Raw genomic sequence first — 14,345 nt, 5'->3', positions numbered from 1 at the left:
TTGGCTCTGACGGTCGGAGGCTGCGCGAATTACTGGTCGACGACGTTCGGTGCCGCCTCGGCGACGGGCACGTGCGAGTTGTCGATCTTGACCGGACTGCCGTTGCGCAGCTTGATCTGGCCCGCGATCACGACGGTCTCGCCCGGCTTGATGCCGTCGGTGATCGCGATCCGGTCGCCCTTGGCCGGCTTGCTCTTCACGAACATCTGTCGCGCCTTGCCCTGGCCGTCCTTGAGATCGTCGACGACGTAGACGAGATCGCCGTAAGGGTTGCTGACGATCGCCGTCAAAGGCAGCGTCACGAACTGCTCAGGGCTGCCGGTCGCGATCTCCACCTTGGCGAACATGCCCGGCAGCAGCCGCGCTGCATCGTTGTGCAGGGTGGCGCGAACCTGAACGTTGCGGCTGCCGGAATCGACCTTGGCGTTGATCGCCGAGATCTGGCCGGTGAAGCGCTCGGCGGGGAAGGCATCGACGGCGATGCCGACGTCCTGGCCGATCCGGATGTCGGCGAGCGATTGCTGCGGCAGATAGAAGTCGACGAAGATCGGATCGAGGCTCTGCAGCGTCACGATCGTGGTGCCGGCGCTGAGAAACTGTCCGAGATCGACGGCGCGGATGCCGAGCCGGCCGGCGAACGGCGCCTTCAGGGTCTTCTGCTCGACGATCGCTTTCTGCTGCGTCACGAGAGCCTGCGCGTTCTTCAGATTGGCGCGGTCGCTGTCGAGCGTGGCCTGGCTGACCGCGTTGAACTTGATCTGCTCCTCGTCGCGCTTGACGACGATGGCGTAGTTCTCGGCGGTGGCCTGCAGCGATTGCAGCTTGGCGACGTCGTCGGTCGCGACGAGTTGAAGCAATTGCTGACCGGCTTCGACGGCGTCACCCGAATTGAACTGGATGCTCTGCACGATGCCTGCGGCCTGCAGCGCCAGATCGGCGCCGTTCACGGCGCGCAGCGAGCCGACGGCAGTGAGGTTGGAGCGCCAGGGCGCCGTCTCCGCGACCGCGGTCGAGACCGTCTGCGGCGGGTTCGCCATGGCGCCGATTGCCTTGGCGATCATGATGCCCTTGAAGCTCTGGAAGCCGTAGAGGCCGCCGAATAGAACGGCCATGACGGCCAGCATGATCGTCATGCGTTTGATCATTACATTGCTTCCTGGGAATTGCGGGTAGGGCCGGCGAAGTAGCCGGGATTGGCGCGGGGCAGCGCTGCTGGCGTCTCGTCCTGGCGATTCCACCAGCCGCCGCCGAGCGCCTGGAACAGCGCCGAGGTGTCGCTGAAGCGCGTGGCTTGCGACTTGATGCGGGAGACGCGTGCGTTGAGATAGGATTGCTGCGCATTGATGACGTTGGCGTAGGGCACGGCGCCGCTCTTGAACTGCTCGACCGCCATGGCGAGGCTGTCCGCGGTGGCCTTCTCGGCGGCGGCCTGGGCCTTCAGCGCCTCGGCGTCGTACTGGATGGCGCGCAGCGAATCCGCAACGTTCTGGAACGCCGTGATGACCGTGCTCTTGTAGAGCGACAGATCCTGCTCGAAGGTTGCGACGTCGGCCTCCTTGGTATGGTAGAGCGTGCCGCCGTCGATCAGCTTCTGGCTGACGCTCGAGGCCGCATCCCACACGATCGTCGTCGGCGAGAACAGCCGCTCCGGTCCGCTCGCGCCATAGCTGCCCGACAGCGTCACCTGCGGCAGCAGGTTGGCGATCCCGACGCCGACCGTCGCGGTCGCCTGGTGCAACGTGGCCTCGGCCTGCCGGATGTCGGGACGTTGGCGGACCAGCGCCGACGGCAGCGACACTGGCAGCTTGTGCGGCAGCTTCAGTGCGGCAAGGCTGACATGCTCACCGCGGTCCTGGCTCGGCAGCCGGCCGAGATAGGCCATCAGCTGGTCGCGCTGCTGCGCCAGCTGCTTCTGCAGCGGTGCCAACGTCGCCTTGGCCTGCGCCAGCGTCGCTTCCTGCGACAGCACGTCGGATTTGGAGATGGCGCCGACGTCGAACTGGCGCTGGATGCGGCCGAGCTGGTCGGTCTCGGCCTTGATGATCTCTTCCGTCGCCGCGATCTGATCGCGCAGCGAGGCGTCGGTGATCGCAGCCGTCACGACATTGGCGGTCAGCGCGAGATAGGTCGCCTCCAGCTTGAACGCCTGGTAGTCGGCCTGGGCCTGCTGGGCCTCGACCTGGCGTCGCGTGCCGCCCCACAGGTCGAGCGCATAGCTGACGCTCACCGACGTGCCATAGAGCGTGTAGAGCGAGGTCTGGCCGGGCCATTGCCCGTTCTGGGTGGTCGAGGCCTGCGTGCGTTCGGCGGATCCGCTGGCGCTCACCTGGGGAAACAGCGCGCCCTGCTGCGACAGCGCGTTCTCGCGCGCCGCACGCAGCGCCAATTGCGCGGCTTCGATGTCCGGATGGTTGCGAATCGCTTCCTCGACGAAGGCGTTGATCTGCCGGGAGTGAAACAGCGCCCACCATGTGCCGGGCAGGTCGCTCCCAGATGCGAAGCTCTGGGCGTTGCCGCCAGGCGTCGCGGCGCTGGCGGTCGCCACGAGGCGATGCTCGGCCACGTAGCCGGTCGCAGCCGGCGCATCGGGGGACATGAAATCCGGGCCGGCGGCGCAGGACGCGAGCAGCACGCTGCAGCCGACGAGGCCGAGCGGAAAGGGCAGCGCGCCGCGTCTCGGGACCAGCCCAAGACAGGTGCGAAACAATTGGACATAACCTGACATAAAACTAAACCGTTTCGTTTTATGATGCGGACGATGCCGTGGCAGTCCAGGCCTAGTCAAGTCACGTTGATGACAGGACGAGCTTACTCACAGCTTCGCCCCTTGCGCGCCGCCGCGCGGCGTCGGCGCTCGCCTGCACCGGACGCGCGCATGACAATTCTGAGACGAGCGCCGAGAACGCGCCGCTGCCATTCCCGCAATGTCGAGCGGCGACGTTGCTTCTCACAATGATAGAGAAGGCTCTGCTGTCGAGCCCGCGTTGTCCAGGCTAGGCCCGGGCGGAGCAGCGCGCGCGGATCGCGCGGGAGGTTGCTTGGAGCCGGCTCGCGGGGCGAGCCGGCTCCAAGCGACAGTAGAGGTCGTCAGGACGTCATCGAGGATGCGACCGCGGGCTTCGCGGGCACGTTGCGCGCGCGATTCGGGCGCCGCAGCCGGCGCTGCGTCCAGATCAGCACGCCTGTGATCAGCAGTGCGAACAGCGCAACCGAGATCAGCACGTTGGCCGCGCTGCCGATCAGCGACCAGTTGCCCTCGTGCAGCAGGCGCGGCCAGTTGCGGGGCAACGCAGAGAGCCCGTCGGGCGTAACAGCATAGGCCCTGAGCTCATCGTCCTCGATGATCCGCGCCATCATCCGTCCGCCGCGACTGCCGATCGAGTTCACCGACGACAGGTCGTGGTCCTTGGCGACAATGCTGACGGCCTCGGGCAGCGAGATGCGCTTGGCTGCGGCGGGCGGAGCGCTGCCTGCGAAGGTCAGGCCGAGCTCGAGACAGAGTCCGGTGAGCGGGCTGAGCAAAATCAGAGGCAGCGTGAACCAGGCCGCGCCCTTGTGCCAGCCGGACAGCGTGTTGCGCAGCCGCGGCAACCCCATCAGGATGCCGATGATCATGACGGTGACCATTGCGATGGTCGAGATCAGGGTGAGGCCCGGGATTCCGATCAGATGCTCATGGGTTCGGCGCGCCCACGAGAAGACGCTCGCCATCGCGGGCTTCTCGACCACGGCGCCGCTCGTCATGTCGACCTCGGCGCCCGGCGCGCCCTGCAAGGTGAGGTGCTGCGTGGACGCGTCGATCGACAGGCCGCGCGCCTTGCCGTCGGGATCATACTGCTTGATCAGCGCGACCACGCGTGCCGGATCGACGCTCTGCGACTTGACGGCCGCGACCTGCGCCATCGGCTCGAAGGACAGGATCAGCCCGGTTACGATGATCACGAGCAGCGGCAGTGCGAAGGTGAGGCTGATCCAGCGGTGGAGTTTGAGCAGGAGCTGCTTGTTCATGAACGTCTCCAAGTGATCGTCAAGTGATCGTCACGCACACGAACGACGCGGCGATACGGTTGTCCGCAGGCGCTCACTCCGTAGTTTCAGATCGTTTCTTGATGAACGACGCTGCGAGATCAGTCCGTCGTCGTTGCGCTTTCATTAGCTGAGCGCAGCACTCGAACGAAAGAACATAACTATTAATTTTAGGTCATGCGCCGTTTGATCGGCGTCAATGCGGCGAAAGCAGATCCACATCTACGCGAATGATGTCAATTCGCAACTGACGCTTCCCGGCGATGGCCGAAGCGAGATGGGGCGGTGTTCTTCAGGCCAGTGTCGTGCTGGTCTGCGTGTCGCTGTCCGAGGTGGAGACCACGGCGATCCCCGGCGGCAATGCGTGACGACGCGTTGGGGCTATTTCCCTGGCGTCACGATGCCCTTCAGCCCGGCGCGCTCGGCGGCGGCGCTGACGAGGCCCGACGCCCGGATCTCAGCGGTAAAGCTGCGCAGGAAGTCAAGTCCGGCGCCGCGGCCCTTCGGGATCGCAATGGCGTGGCGCTCCTCGCCCCAGCGTCCGGCGAGCACGCGCGACCCCGGCACCTGCTCGGCGATCTCGAACAGCGTCGCCTTGTTGGTGGCGAAGGCGTCGATCTCGCGGCCCTTCAGCATGGCCACCGCATCCTTCAAGGTCGGCGCCCGGACCCGCGTCGCGTTCTTCAGCTCGTGCCCGAGCGTTGCATCCGACGTGCTGCCGGTGGTGACGCCGATCTTGCGGCCGCTCGCGTCGACGTCGCCGACGTCGGAGAGCAGGGAGCCCTCGGGCACAAGATATCCAAGCTCGATCTCGAGATAGACGGGACCGAAGTCCATTTCCTTCGCGCGCGCGGGCGAAGCATTGGTGAAGGCGACGTCGACCGCGCCGCTCTTGACGGCCTCCAGTACCTCCGCATTCTTGGCGAACACGACCGGCTCGTAGTCGACATGGAGCTGGCGCGCCATCTCCTTGCCGATGGTGTAGCCGACGCCGCGAGGATTGTCGGTCCCGTCGGGCAGGATCGAGGTCGGCGTGCCCGGATAGAGACCCGCGCGCAGATGTCCGGTCGGCGCGAGAATCCGCGCCACGTCGACGTCGGCGCAGTTGCCTCGAACCGGAGTGAGCGCCGCGCAGGCGACGATGGCGATAGCGACGGCCTGCCGGAGGATGGTAGTTACGGAGTCCATCGGTCGCCTCGCTGATTCCCGACCTATTCAGTCAGCTCGCTGCCGGCTCCGCCATCGAGCACCTGCTTGAGGCGCGTCTTGTCGAGCGCGTTCTCCCAGCGGGCGACGACGATGGTCGCGACCGCATTGCCGATCAAATTGGTCGGCGTCAGCCCCTGCGACATCAGGCGATGGATGCCGAGCACCAGCGCGACGCTGGCGACCGGAATCGTGCCGGTCGCGGCGAGCGTTGCGGCCAGCACGACGAAGGCGGCGCCGGCGATGCCGGCCGCGCCCTTCGACGTCAGCAGCAGGATCAGCAGCAGCCCGACCTGATGGCTGATGTCGAGATGGGTGTTGGTGGCCTGCGCCAGGAAGACCGCGGCGGTGGCGAGATAGAGACAGGTACCGTCAAGATTGAAGGAGTAGCCGGTCGGAATGACCAAGCCGACGATGCTGCGCTCGCAGCCGAGCGCCTCAAGCTTCACCAGCATCCGCGGCAGCACGGTCTCGGACGAGGTGGTGGCGATGCAGACCAGGATCTCATCGCGGATGTAGCGGATCAGCTTCCACAGGCTGAAGCCGGTGAATGCGGCGATCGGCCCGAGCACGGCCGCGATGAAAATGAGACAGGTCACGTAGAAGCTGCCGAGCAGCAGGCCGAGCTTGGCCAGCGAGCCCAAGCCGAACTTGCCGACAGTGAACGCAATGGCGCCGAAGGCGCCGAGCGGCGCTGCCCACATCACGATCTTGACCACGCCGAAGATCATCTGCCCGGCGACCTCGATCACGTCGGTGACGGGCTTGGCGCGGTCACCGAGCCAGATCAGCGCGAAGCCGCACATGACCGAGATGAACAGCACCTGCAGGATGTTGCCTTCGGCAAAGGCGCCGACGAAGGTCTGCGGGATGATGTTGAGCAGGAACGGCACGAAGCCCACCGCCGCGGTCTGCTTGACATAGGGCTCGATGGTCGCGGAGTTGATGGTCGCGGGGTCGATATTCATGCCCGCGCCGGGCTGGAACAGATTGACCGCAGCGAGGCCGATGATCAGCGCCAGGGTCGTGATCACCTCGAAATAGACCAGCGCCTTGATCGCGACGCGGCCGACCTTGGCCATATCGGCCATGTGGGCGACGCCGTTGACCACGGTGCAGAAGATGATCGGCGCGATCAGCATCCGGATCGCCTTGATGAAGGCATCGCCCAGCGGCTGCATCTGCGCGCCGAGATCAGGCTTGACGGCGCCGAGCAGGATGCCCGCGGCCATCGCGATCATGACCTGGACCCACAGCTCCTTCCACCAGGCGCGGCGGCTGCCTGCTTTGCTGTCGGCAGTGAGGGTCGTGGCAGTCATGATCGGTCCTGTCGTTGAAGGCCTGGAGGCGGAGGTGCTGACGGTCGGCTCAGCTCTTGGCCTCGAACTTGAACAGCCGTTCGGGATTGCTGACAAGAAGTTTGCGCTGGACGGCAGGATCCGGGGCGTAGAGCGGGATCAGATCGACCAGATCACCATCATTGGGCATGATCTTGACGTTGGGATGCGGCCAGTCGGTGCCCCAGATGACGCGATCCGGCGCGTTGTCGATCAGCTTGCGGGCGAACGGGACCGCGTCGTGGAATGGGGGCCCGGAGGCCGAAGCGCGCTCGGGACCGGTGATCTTGATCCAGCACTTGTCGTCGCTGGCCTGCAGGTCGAGCAGCGCCTTGAACTCGGCGTCATCGATGCCCTTGGCGGCGCTGATCGTGCCCATGTGGTCGATCACATAGGTGACGGGGAGCGCCTTCAGGACCGGCACGAATTCCTGGATCGTGCCAGCCTCGAGATAGATGTCGACATGCCAGCCGATCGCTGCGACGCGGTCGACCAGGCTGCGGAACACCTTCATGTCGCCGACGCCGCCGAGCCGGCGCAGGAAGGCGAAACGGCAGGCGCAGATGCCGGCCTTGCCGAGCGCCGCGAGGTCGGCGTCCGACATCGCCGCATTGATGTTGGCGACGCCCTTGTAGTTGCCGTTGCTCTGCGCGATCGCGTCGGTGACGACGCGATTGTCGGTGCCGTGGACGGTCGCATTGACGATGACCGCGCGCTCGATCCCGATCTTCGCATGCAGCGCCCGGAACATCTCCAGCGGCGCATCCGGCGGGGTGTAGGGGCGGGTGGGCGAGAATGGGTAGGTCGATGCGGGGCCGAAAATGTGGGTGTGGGTGTCGACGCTGCCGGGCGGCGCTTTGAAGCTCGGCGTCCGGGTCGCTGGATCCGGGCCGGGAATGCTCGGGATCTTGGCTTCCTCAGCGGCAACGCGCGCAGGGACAGCGCCGAGCACGGTGACCGCTCCCAGTCCGGCCATGGTGGCCAGCAGATCTCGTCGTAACATCATGGGTCTCCATCATCATGGCTGCGGTCATCAGCGGGCATCACCCGCCGGGCCGGCAGCACCTCGTTATTTCCTGGTCATCGGCTTGCCGCCGGCGTCGCGATCAGGCGGCCTTGCGCCCCGCCGCGACGATGTCGCCGACGTTGGCCAGCGTTTCCACCTTCCAGCAGCGCTCCATCACGGTCGCGACCTGCTGGGGGGAACGATGCCATCGGCGAGATCCTTGAACTTGCGTTCGAGATCGGCATTGCTCATCGGCCGCTCCAGGCTGCCGATCGCGTGCTCGATCCGCTTGGTGATGACGCGGCCGTCGGTGAGCGCGATCGACATCTCGACCTGCTCGGGCTTGATCGTCGCATCGATCACCGGATTGACCTTGCCGCGCAGTTCTATGATCGCCGGATCGCGCACCGCGCGGTCCGAGAACTGCTTCTCGCCACCGGCGCCTTCGATCAGGGCCACAGCGACCGCGTGGTAGACGCTGAACTTGCCCTCCAGCCCTTCCTTCGGAGTTTTCTTGCCGGTGAGCTCGAGCACCAGCGGATTGACCTTCATGTCGACGCTCTTCATCCGCGCCGCCGTGAGGTTGTTCTCGTTGCGCAGCTGGATCGCGGCGTCGATCGCCGGGTGCAGGACGATGCCGCAGGCGAACGGCTTGTAGGTGTTGAGCGCTGCCTCATAGCGCTGGCCGAGCTCGCCGGTGATCTCGCGGTAATCCTGCTTGGTGCTGATCGTGTTGGCCCAGCCGCGCTTGGCCTCGATCATGCCGTCGGAGCTGGTGTAGTTCCTGGAGGCCAGGATTGCCGCGAACAGGCCGTCGGCGGCGGCGCGGCCCGGATTGAAGCTCTTGTTCATAGAGCCGAAGGATTCGCGCAAGCCTACCGGCTGCGAGGCGGCAAGCCCGAGCGCCCATACCATCTGCTGCTCGGTCAGGCCCATCAGCCGGCCGGCGGCGGCTGCGGCGCCGAACACGCCGGCGGTGCCGGTGATGTGCCAGCCGACGTCATAGTGATTGGGATAGACGGCATTGCCGATCCGGCATTCGGTCTCGACGCCGAGCACGAGGGCGTTGAGGAAATCGCGGCCGTTGACCGGCTTCAATTCCGAGAGCGCCAGGATTGCGGAGATCACCGGACCACCGGGATGGATGATCGTCTTCAGATGGGTGTCGTCGTAATCGAAGATGTGGCTGGAGACGCCGTTGATGAAGGCTGCGTTCATGATGTCGAACCGCTCAGGGCGGCCGAACAGCCCGGCCTGAGGCGGACCGGAGAACGGCGCGAGCGCCGAGACCGCGATATCCACCGTCTCGTGATGCGACCCGCCGATGGCTACGCCGACATAGTTCAGGAGCGTCCGCACACCTTCCTTGCGGACGTTCTCGGGCAGGTCCTCATAACGCGCGCCGACGAGATAGCGGGCCAGTATCCAGGTGACGTCCTTGCCGTCGGACTTGGCCGCCTCTGCAGCCGCTGCAGACGCTGCAGACGCGCCAGAGATGGCCGCCAGCGACAGGCCAGCGGCACCCGCCAAAAGTCGGCGGCGTGACATCGCGATCATGACGTCCTCCCGATCCGGCGCCTTGTGGCGTCCGTGTTGCGATTGGCCCGTGGAGCGATCCTGATCCCAATTCGCTCCTGGCATGCCAGGATCTTGCAGTCGCTCGGGCTTTACAAGAAGCCTTGGGTGAACGGTCAGTTTTCTTGGTTGGACAATGCTCTATGGCCCACTCAGCAATGTTGCGGACGCGGTGGTTCGATGTGCGCTGCAGCGGGTCCGCGCGAGGGGAGGCCTCTCTTCAACCGGCCTGTCAGAAGGCCGATCCATCCCGCAGCTCCCATGAATTGTTCGCCTGGCGGAAAGGTGAGTTGCTTCAACGATATGTCGTGCGTTCCGGTCATGCGCCGACAGCTTGAAGCGCCGTTGTGGACACCGCCGGCGGAATGCTATGCGACAGCAAAGGCGGTCCTGGTGGCGCTGTGCCACTGCCTGACCGCCAAGCTCACAACAACATCGGGCAAAGGAAACACCATGGTCGACGCGCTGATCATCGACGCCTGCAGGACTCCGCGCGGCATCGGCAAGGCCGGCAAGGGCGCGCTCGCGGGGCTGCATCCGCAGCATCTCGGCGCCACCGTGCTGCGCGCGCTGGCCGACCGCACCGGCATCAAGACAGCCGATGTCGACGACATCATCTGGGGCTGCTCGTCACAGCGCGGCCCGCAGAGCGGCGATCTCGGCCGCATGTCGGCGCTCGATGCCGGCTACGACATCCGCGCCTCCGGCGTCACGCTCGACCGCTTCTGCGGCTCCGGCATCACCAGCGTCAACATCGCGGCGGCCTCGATCATGGCCGGGCAGGAGGATCTCGTTGTCGCCGGCGGCTGCGAGATGATGTCGATGGAGGGACGGCGCGGCGACGGGCCGCTGATGATGGATGCCGGCAACCTGCATCTGCGGGCGCTGCATCCGCAGTCGCACCAGGGTGTCTGCGCCGACGCGATCGCCACCATGGAAGGCATCACCCGGGCCGATGTCGATGCGCTCGGGCTGCAAAGCCAGAAGCGCGCGGCAGCCGCGATCGCCGGCGGTCATTTCAAGAAGAGCCTGGTGGCGGTCCACCGTGAGGACGGCAGCCTTGCGCTCGATCATGAAGAATATCCGCGGCCGCAGACCACGGCCGAGGCACTGGCCGGGCTGAAGCCGGCGTTTCCGGCGATCGCCGATTATGCGCTCGACGACAAGGGCACGACCTATCGCGGCCTGATCCTGCAGCGCTATCCCGGCCTCGAGATCGCGTTCATGCATCATGCCGGCAACTCCTCCGGCGTGGTCGACGGCGCAGCCGCCATCCTGCTGGCGTCGCCATCCTACGCCAAGGCCCACGGTCTGAAGCCGCGGGCCCGCGTCGTGGCGATGGCCAACATGGGCGATGACCCGACCCTGATGCTGAACGCGCCGGTGCCTGCAACGCGGAAGGTGCTGGCGAAGGCCGGGCTGACGCTCGACGACATCGACCTGTTCGAGATCAACGAGGCTTTTGCGGTCGTTGCCGAGAAGTACGTCCGCGACCTCAAGCTCGACCGCGCCAAGGTCAACGTCAATGGCGGCTCGATCGCGCTGGGGCATCCGATCGGCGCCACTGGTTCTATCCTGATCGGGACCTTGCTCGACGAGTTGGAGCGGCGCGATCTCAAGCGCGGCCTGGTCACGATGTGCGCGGCCGGTGGCATGGCGCCGGCCATCATCATCGAGCGGGTCTGAGCGATCCCGTCTGTTTGATTTAAGTTGTCAGCGCCCGCTGTGGAGCTCCACGGCGGGCGCCGTCGTTTCGCGCCTGGGGAGCGGGGCGCTTGGCCCCAGCACGGGCTGTTGTGTCTGTCACGCCCCGGGGCAGCGACGCTTTCGCTCGCCGGGCAGGCGGTGGCGGTTCCATTTTCCGGACCGGTCAACCACGTTTAGGTGCGGCGGGAATTCGCGCTTGTTCGAGCAAATCCGGCAGGTTATTGCCACGAAGAGGCCTCCTCGTAGAAGAAATGGCTCTCCGTGCTGTCGCTGTCGCATATCATTGATCGCAAGGCTTCGAACCGGGTGGTCACGCGGCTGCGGGCGCTGCTGCGCAGCAACGAATTCTACCTGATCCTGCTGGCACTTGTGATCGGCGTCGCGACGGGTGCGACCGTGACGGTCATGAGCCTCATCGCGCAGCTTGCCCATATGCTGATCTATGGCATCCCGATCGACGTGCGGCTCAGCGCCAATGCCTGGGTGAACCCGGTGATCGCGGTGACGGCTCCGGCACTTGGCGGCCTCGCCCTCGGCATCATGGAGTGGCTGCGGCGGCGCTGGAAGATCGCGCCCGCTGTCGACCCGGTGGAGGCCAATGCGCTGCGCGGCGGCCGGCTGTCGATGCGCGACAGCGTCGTGGTGAGCGGCCAGACCCTGGTCTCCAATGGCTCCGGCGCCTCGGTCGGCCTCGAGGCCGGCTACACCCAGATCGGCGCCGGCATAGCCTCGCTGCTTGGGCAGTACCTCACGCTTCGCCGCAACGATATGCGCCTGATCCTCGGCTGCGGCGCGGCCGCAGCCATCGCCGCCGCGTTCGGCGCGCCGATCACGGGCGCGTTCTATGCGTGTGAGCTGATCGTAGGCGTTTACTCTGTCGGCAGCGCCGCGCCGATCCTGGCGGCGTCGCTGGCGGGCGCGCTGACGTCGCAATATCTCGCCGGGGCGCCTTATTCGATCGAGATCCAGAAGGTCGGCGCGGTCGGCTTCGAGCAGTACGTCGCGCTGTTCGTGCTGGCCCTGCTCGTGAGCGGCATCGGCATCGTGGTGATGCGCGCCTCACCTGCGGTGGAGCGGCTGTTCGTCCGCATCCCGGTCTGGCTGCGTCCTGCCGTCGGGGGCGTCTGCGTCGGCGCGATGGCCATCGTGACGCCGCAGGTGCTGGCGGCCGGACACGGCGCGATGCTGCTGGACCTGCATCGCGAGATGGCGGTCGGCATGATCGCCACCATCATCGTGCTCAAGCTCGCGGCCTGCCTGATTTCGCTGGCGTCAGGCTTTCGCGGTGGACTGTTCTTCGCCTCGCTGTTCATTGGCAGCCTGCTCGGCAAGCTGTTCGCGGGACTGCTCACGATGGTCGGCGTCGGGCTCGCACTCGATCCTGTCGTGGCGATGCTGACGGGCATGGCGACACTCGGGGTCGCCATCGTCGGCGGGCCGCTGACGATGTCGTTCCTGGTGCTGGAAATGACGCGCAGCGTCGACGTCACCGCCGTGGTGCTGGCGGCGTGCATCGTGACGTCGGTCTGCGTCCGCGTCCTGTTCGGGCACTCGTTCTCGACCTGGCGGCTGCATCTGCGCGGCGAGACCATCCGCAGCGCCAACGACGTCGGCTGGCTGCGCAATCTCACCGTCGAGCGGCTGATGCGCTCCGACGTCGGCAAGGTGCCGACCACCACCACGATCGCGGCGTGCCGGCGTGAATTCGCGCTCGGCACGCGCCAGGCCGTCGTGGTGGTCAACAACAGTGACGATTACTGCGGGTTGGTCTCGCTGCCCGACCTGTTCTCGGGCGAGCTGGATTCCATCGCCGACGAGATCCAGGTGGTCGAGCTCGCCAAATATTTCGAGGTCGCGCTGTTGCCTGAAATGAACGTCAAGACGGCGATGAAGATCTTCGACGATTCCGGCGCGGAGGTGCTGGCAGTGCTGGAATCGGAGAACAGCCGCAAGGTGATCGGCTTCCTGACCGAGTCCTTCGCGCGCCGCCGCTACGTCGAGGAGATCGATCAGGCGACGCGCGGAGTGCTCGGCGCGCTGTCGTGATCGCCTCACATCGCCGCGCTGCGTGATCTCGGGGAAGGGAACGGGATACGCTGCCGGCCGCTTGAGACGCTGGACGCGCGAGGACTGCATGATGAGACGCAAGAGAACGGCTGTCGTGGCGGCTCTGGCCGTGCTGGCGGCGACCGCGGCCGCAGCCGAACCGGCGATGCTCCAAGGGAGGGACGCGTTCGGCAGCTGGCAGGGCGATACGCCCGGCACCACCAGGCTGTTCCGCCCCCAGGACTTGCCCAAGCCGGGCGCGACGGCGTCCGCCGCCAACGTCTCGCGCGTGGTGCAGCGGCCAGCCTCCGCCGTGCCGAAGGTGGCCGACGGCTTCAAGATCGCGCTGTTCGCCGAGGGGCTGAGCGGCCCGCGGATCATCCGCACGGCGCCGAACGGCGACATCTTCGTCGCCGAGACCCGGGCGGGCCGCGTTCGCGTGCTGCGCCCGAGCGAGGACGGCAGCAGGGTTGCATCGAGCGAGATCTTCGCCGATCGGCTCGGTCACCCCTTCGGCATCGCGTTCTATCCAAGCGCCGATCCGCAATGGGTCTATGTCGCCAGCACCGAGCGGGTCATGCGCTTTCCCTACCGTAGCGGTGCCATGAAGGCGTCGGGGCCGTTGGAGGTCGTCGTCCCCGACCTGCCGGCCGGGTACGGTCATTCGACGCGCGACGTCGTCTTCACCAGGGACGACAAGCGCATGCTGGTGTCGGTCGGGTCCGCCGGCAATGTCGGCGAAGCCCTGGGCGAGCCCGCCGGTGGTCTCGCCGCCTGGACCAATGCCCATCCGCTGGGCGCGGCCTGGGGGGCGGAGATCGACCGTGCCGCCGTGCTTTCCTTCGATCCCGCCGGCAAGAACCAGAGTCTGTTTGCAACCGGTATCCGCAACTGTGTCGGGCTCGCCATTCAGCCTGCGACCGGCGCGCCCTGGTGCTCCACCAACGAGCGCGACGGCCTCGGTGACGATCTGGTCCCGGACTATGTCACGCGTGTGAAGGAGGGCGGCTTCTACGGCTGGCCCTGGTACTACATGGGCGACAATCCGGACCCGCGCCATGCCGGTGAGCGCCCCGACCTCAAGGGCAAGATCACGATTCCCGACGTGCTGCTGCAGGCGCATTCGGCGTCGCTCGGCTTGACCTTCTACGACGCGGGCCTGTTTCCGCCGGAGTATCGCGGCGACGCCTTCGCGGCCGAGCACGGCTCGTGGAACCGGTCCAAGCGCACCGGCTACAAGGTCATCCGCATCCGGCTGCAGGACGGCATGCCAACCGGTGCGTATGAGGATTTCGTCACCGGCTTCGTCGTCAACGACCGCGAAGTCTGGGGGCGGCCGGTCGGCGTCACCGTGGCGCGCGACGGCAGTCTTTTGATCTCCGAGGACGGCAACGGCACGATCTGGCGCGTGAGCCGCTGAGCAGAGCCGGCGGCTCCCGCTG

Annotated in this window: 9 protein-coding genes and 1 pseudogene; 3 read left to right on the top strand and 7 right to left on the bottom strand. The window is 66.3% G+C overall.

The window, feature by feature from the left end:
- Positions 1-29: 29 nt before the first annotated feature.
- The 7 genes and pseudogenes from LQG66_RS12415 to LQG66_RS12385 form a co-directional block, all read right to left on the bottom strand.
- Positions 30-1,145, bottom strand: a complete 1,116-nt coding sequence (locus LQG66_RS12415; protein ID WP_231326501.1) for an efflux RND transporter periplasmic adaptor subunit — start codon at positions 1,143-1,145, stop codon at positions 30-32.
- On the bottom strand, positions 1,145-2,725 hold the full coding sequence (locus tag LQG66_RS12410) for an efflux transporter outer membrane subunit (protein ID WP_231326500.1): 1,581 nt from the start codon (positions 2,723-2,725) through the stop codon (positions 1,145-1,147). The genes LQG66_RS12415 and LQG66_RS12410 overlap by 1 nt, the downstream gene beginning before the upstream one ends.
- Positions 2,726-3,087: 362 nt before the next feature.
- Positions 3,088-4,008 carry a PepSY-associated TM helix domain-containing protein gene (locus tag LQG66_RS12405; protein WP_231326499.1) on the bottom strand — a complete coding sequence of 307 codons (921 nt, stop codon included), beginning with the start codon at positions 4,006-4,008 and terminating at the stop codon, positions 3,088-3,090.
- 399 nt (positions 4,009-4,407) lie between these two features.
- Positions 4,408-5,214, bottom strand: a complete 807-nt coding sequence (locus tag LQG66_RS12400; RefSeq protein ID WP_231326498.1) for an ABC transporter substrate-binding protein — start codon at positions 5,212-5,214, stop codon at positions 4,408-4,410.
- A 23-nt stretch (positions 5,215-5,237) separates the two neighbouring features.
- The gene (gene dctA, locus LQG66_RS12395; protein ID WP_231326497.1) at positions 5,238-6,551 is read right to left on the bottom strand and encodes a C4-dicarboxylate transporter DctA; all 1,314 of its coding nucleotides are present in this window, start codon (positions 6,549-6,551) and stop codon (positions 5,238-5,240) included.
- Between the two features lie 49 nt (positions 6,552-6,600).
- Complete coding sequence (locus LQG66_RS12390) at positions 6,601-7,572, bottom strand: amidohydrolase family protein (protein WP_231326496.1); 972 nt, start codon at positions 7,570-7,572, stop codon at positions 6,601-6,603.
- Between the two features lie 103 nt (positions 7,573-7,675).
- Positions 7,676-9,132: pseudogene (locus LQG66_RS12385) on the bottom strand (MmgE/PrpD family protein).
- Positions 9,133-9,603: 471 nt separating this feature from the next.
- Between LQG66_RS12385 and LQG66_RS12380 the strand changes: the two are divergent.
- The 3 genes from LQG66_RS12380 (at position 9,604) to LQG66_RS12370 (ending at position 14,323) form a co-directional block, all read left to right on the top strand.
- Complete coding sequence (locus tag LQG66_RS12380) at positions 9,604-10,836, top strand: acetyl-CoA C-acetyltransferase (protein ID WP_231327766.1); 1,233 nt, start codon at positions 9,604-9,606, stop codon at positions 10,834-10,836.
- 282 nt (positions 10,837-11,118) lie between these two features.
- The gene (locus LQG66_RS12375) at positions 11,119-12,903 is read left to right on the top strand and encodes a chloride channel protein (protein WP_231326495.1); all 1,785 of its coding nucleotides are present in this window, start codon (positions 11,119-11,121) and stop codon (positions 12,901-12,903) included.
- Between the two features lie 88 nt (positions 12,904-12,991).
- A complete protein-coding gene (locus LQG66_RS12370) occupies positions 12,992-14,323 on the top strand; it encodes a PQQ-dependent sugar dehydrogenase (protein WP_231326494.1) in 1,332 nt (443 codons plus the stop codon).
- Positions 14,324-14,345: the final 22 nt, after the last annotated feature.

The organism is Bradyrhizobium ontarionense (assembly GCF_021088345.1).
GTDB classification, from domain to species: Bacteria; Pseudomonadota; Alphaproteobacteria; order Rhizobiales; family Xanthobacteraceae; genus Bradyrhizobium; species Bradyrhizobium ontarionense.
Note: the sequence above shows the minus strand (reverse complement) of the source record. Positions and strands in the feature narration are given on the sequence as shown.

Coding starts and splice junctions, on each gene's coding strand:
- LQG66_RS12415 (WP_231326501.1), bottom strand. CDS start 1,145: ATGATCAAACGCATGACGATCATGCTGGCCGTCATGGCCGTTCTATTC.
- LQG66_RS12410 (WP_231326500.1), bottom strand. CDS start 2,725: ATGTCAGGTTATGTCCAATTGTTTCGCACCTGTCTTGGGCTGGTCCCG.
- LQG66_RS12405 (WP_231326499.1), bottom strand. CDS start 4,008: ATGAACAAGCAGCTCCTGCTCAAACTCCACCGCTGGATCAGCCTCACC.
- LQG66_RS12400 (WP_231326498.1), bottom strand. CDS start 5,214: ATGGACTCCGTAACTACCATCCTCCGGCAGGCCGTCGCTATCGCCATC.
- dctA (WP_231326497.1), bottom strand. CDS start 6,551: ATGACTGCCACGACCCTCACTGCCGACAGCAAAGCAGGCAGCCGCCGC.
- LQG66_RS12390 (WP_231326496.1), bottom strand. CDS start 7,572: ATGTTACGACGAGATCTGCTGGCCACCATGGCCGGACTGGGAGCGGTC.
- LQG66_RS12380 (WP_231327766.1), top strand. CDS start 9,604: ATGGTCGACGCGCTGATCATCGACGCCTGCAGGACTCCGCGCGGCATC.
- LQG66_RS12370 (WP_231326494.1), top strand. CDS start 12,992: ATGATGAGACGCAAGAGAACGGCTGTCGTGGCGGCTCTGGCCGTGCTG.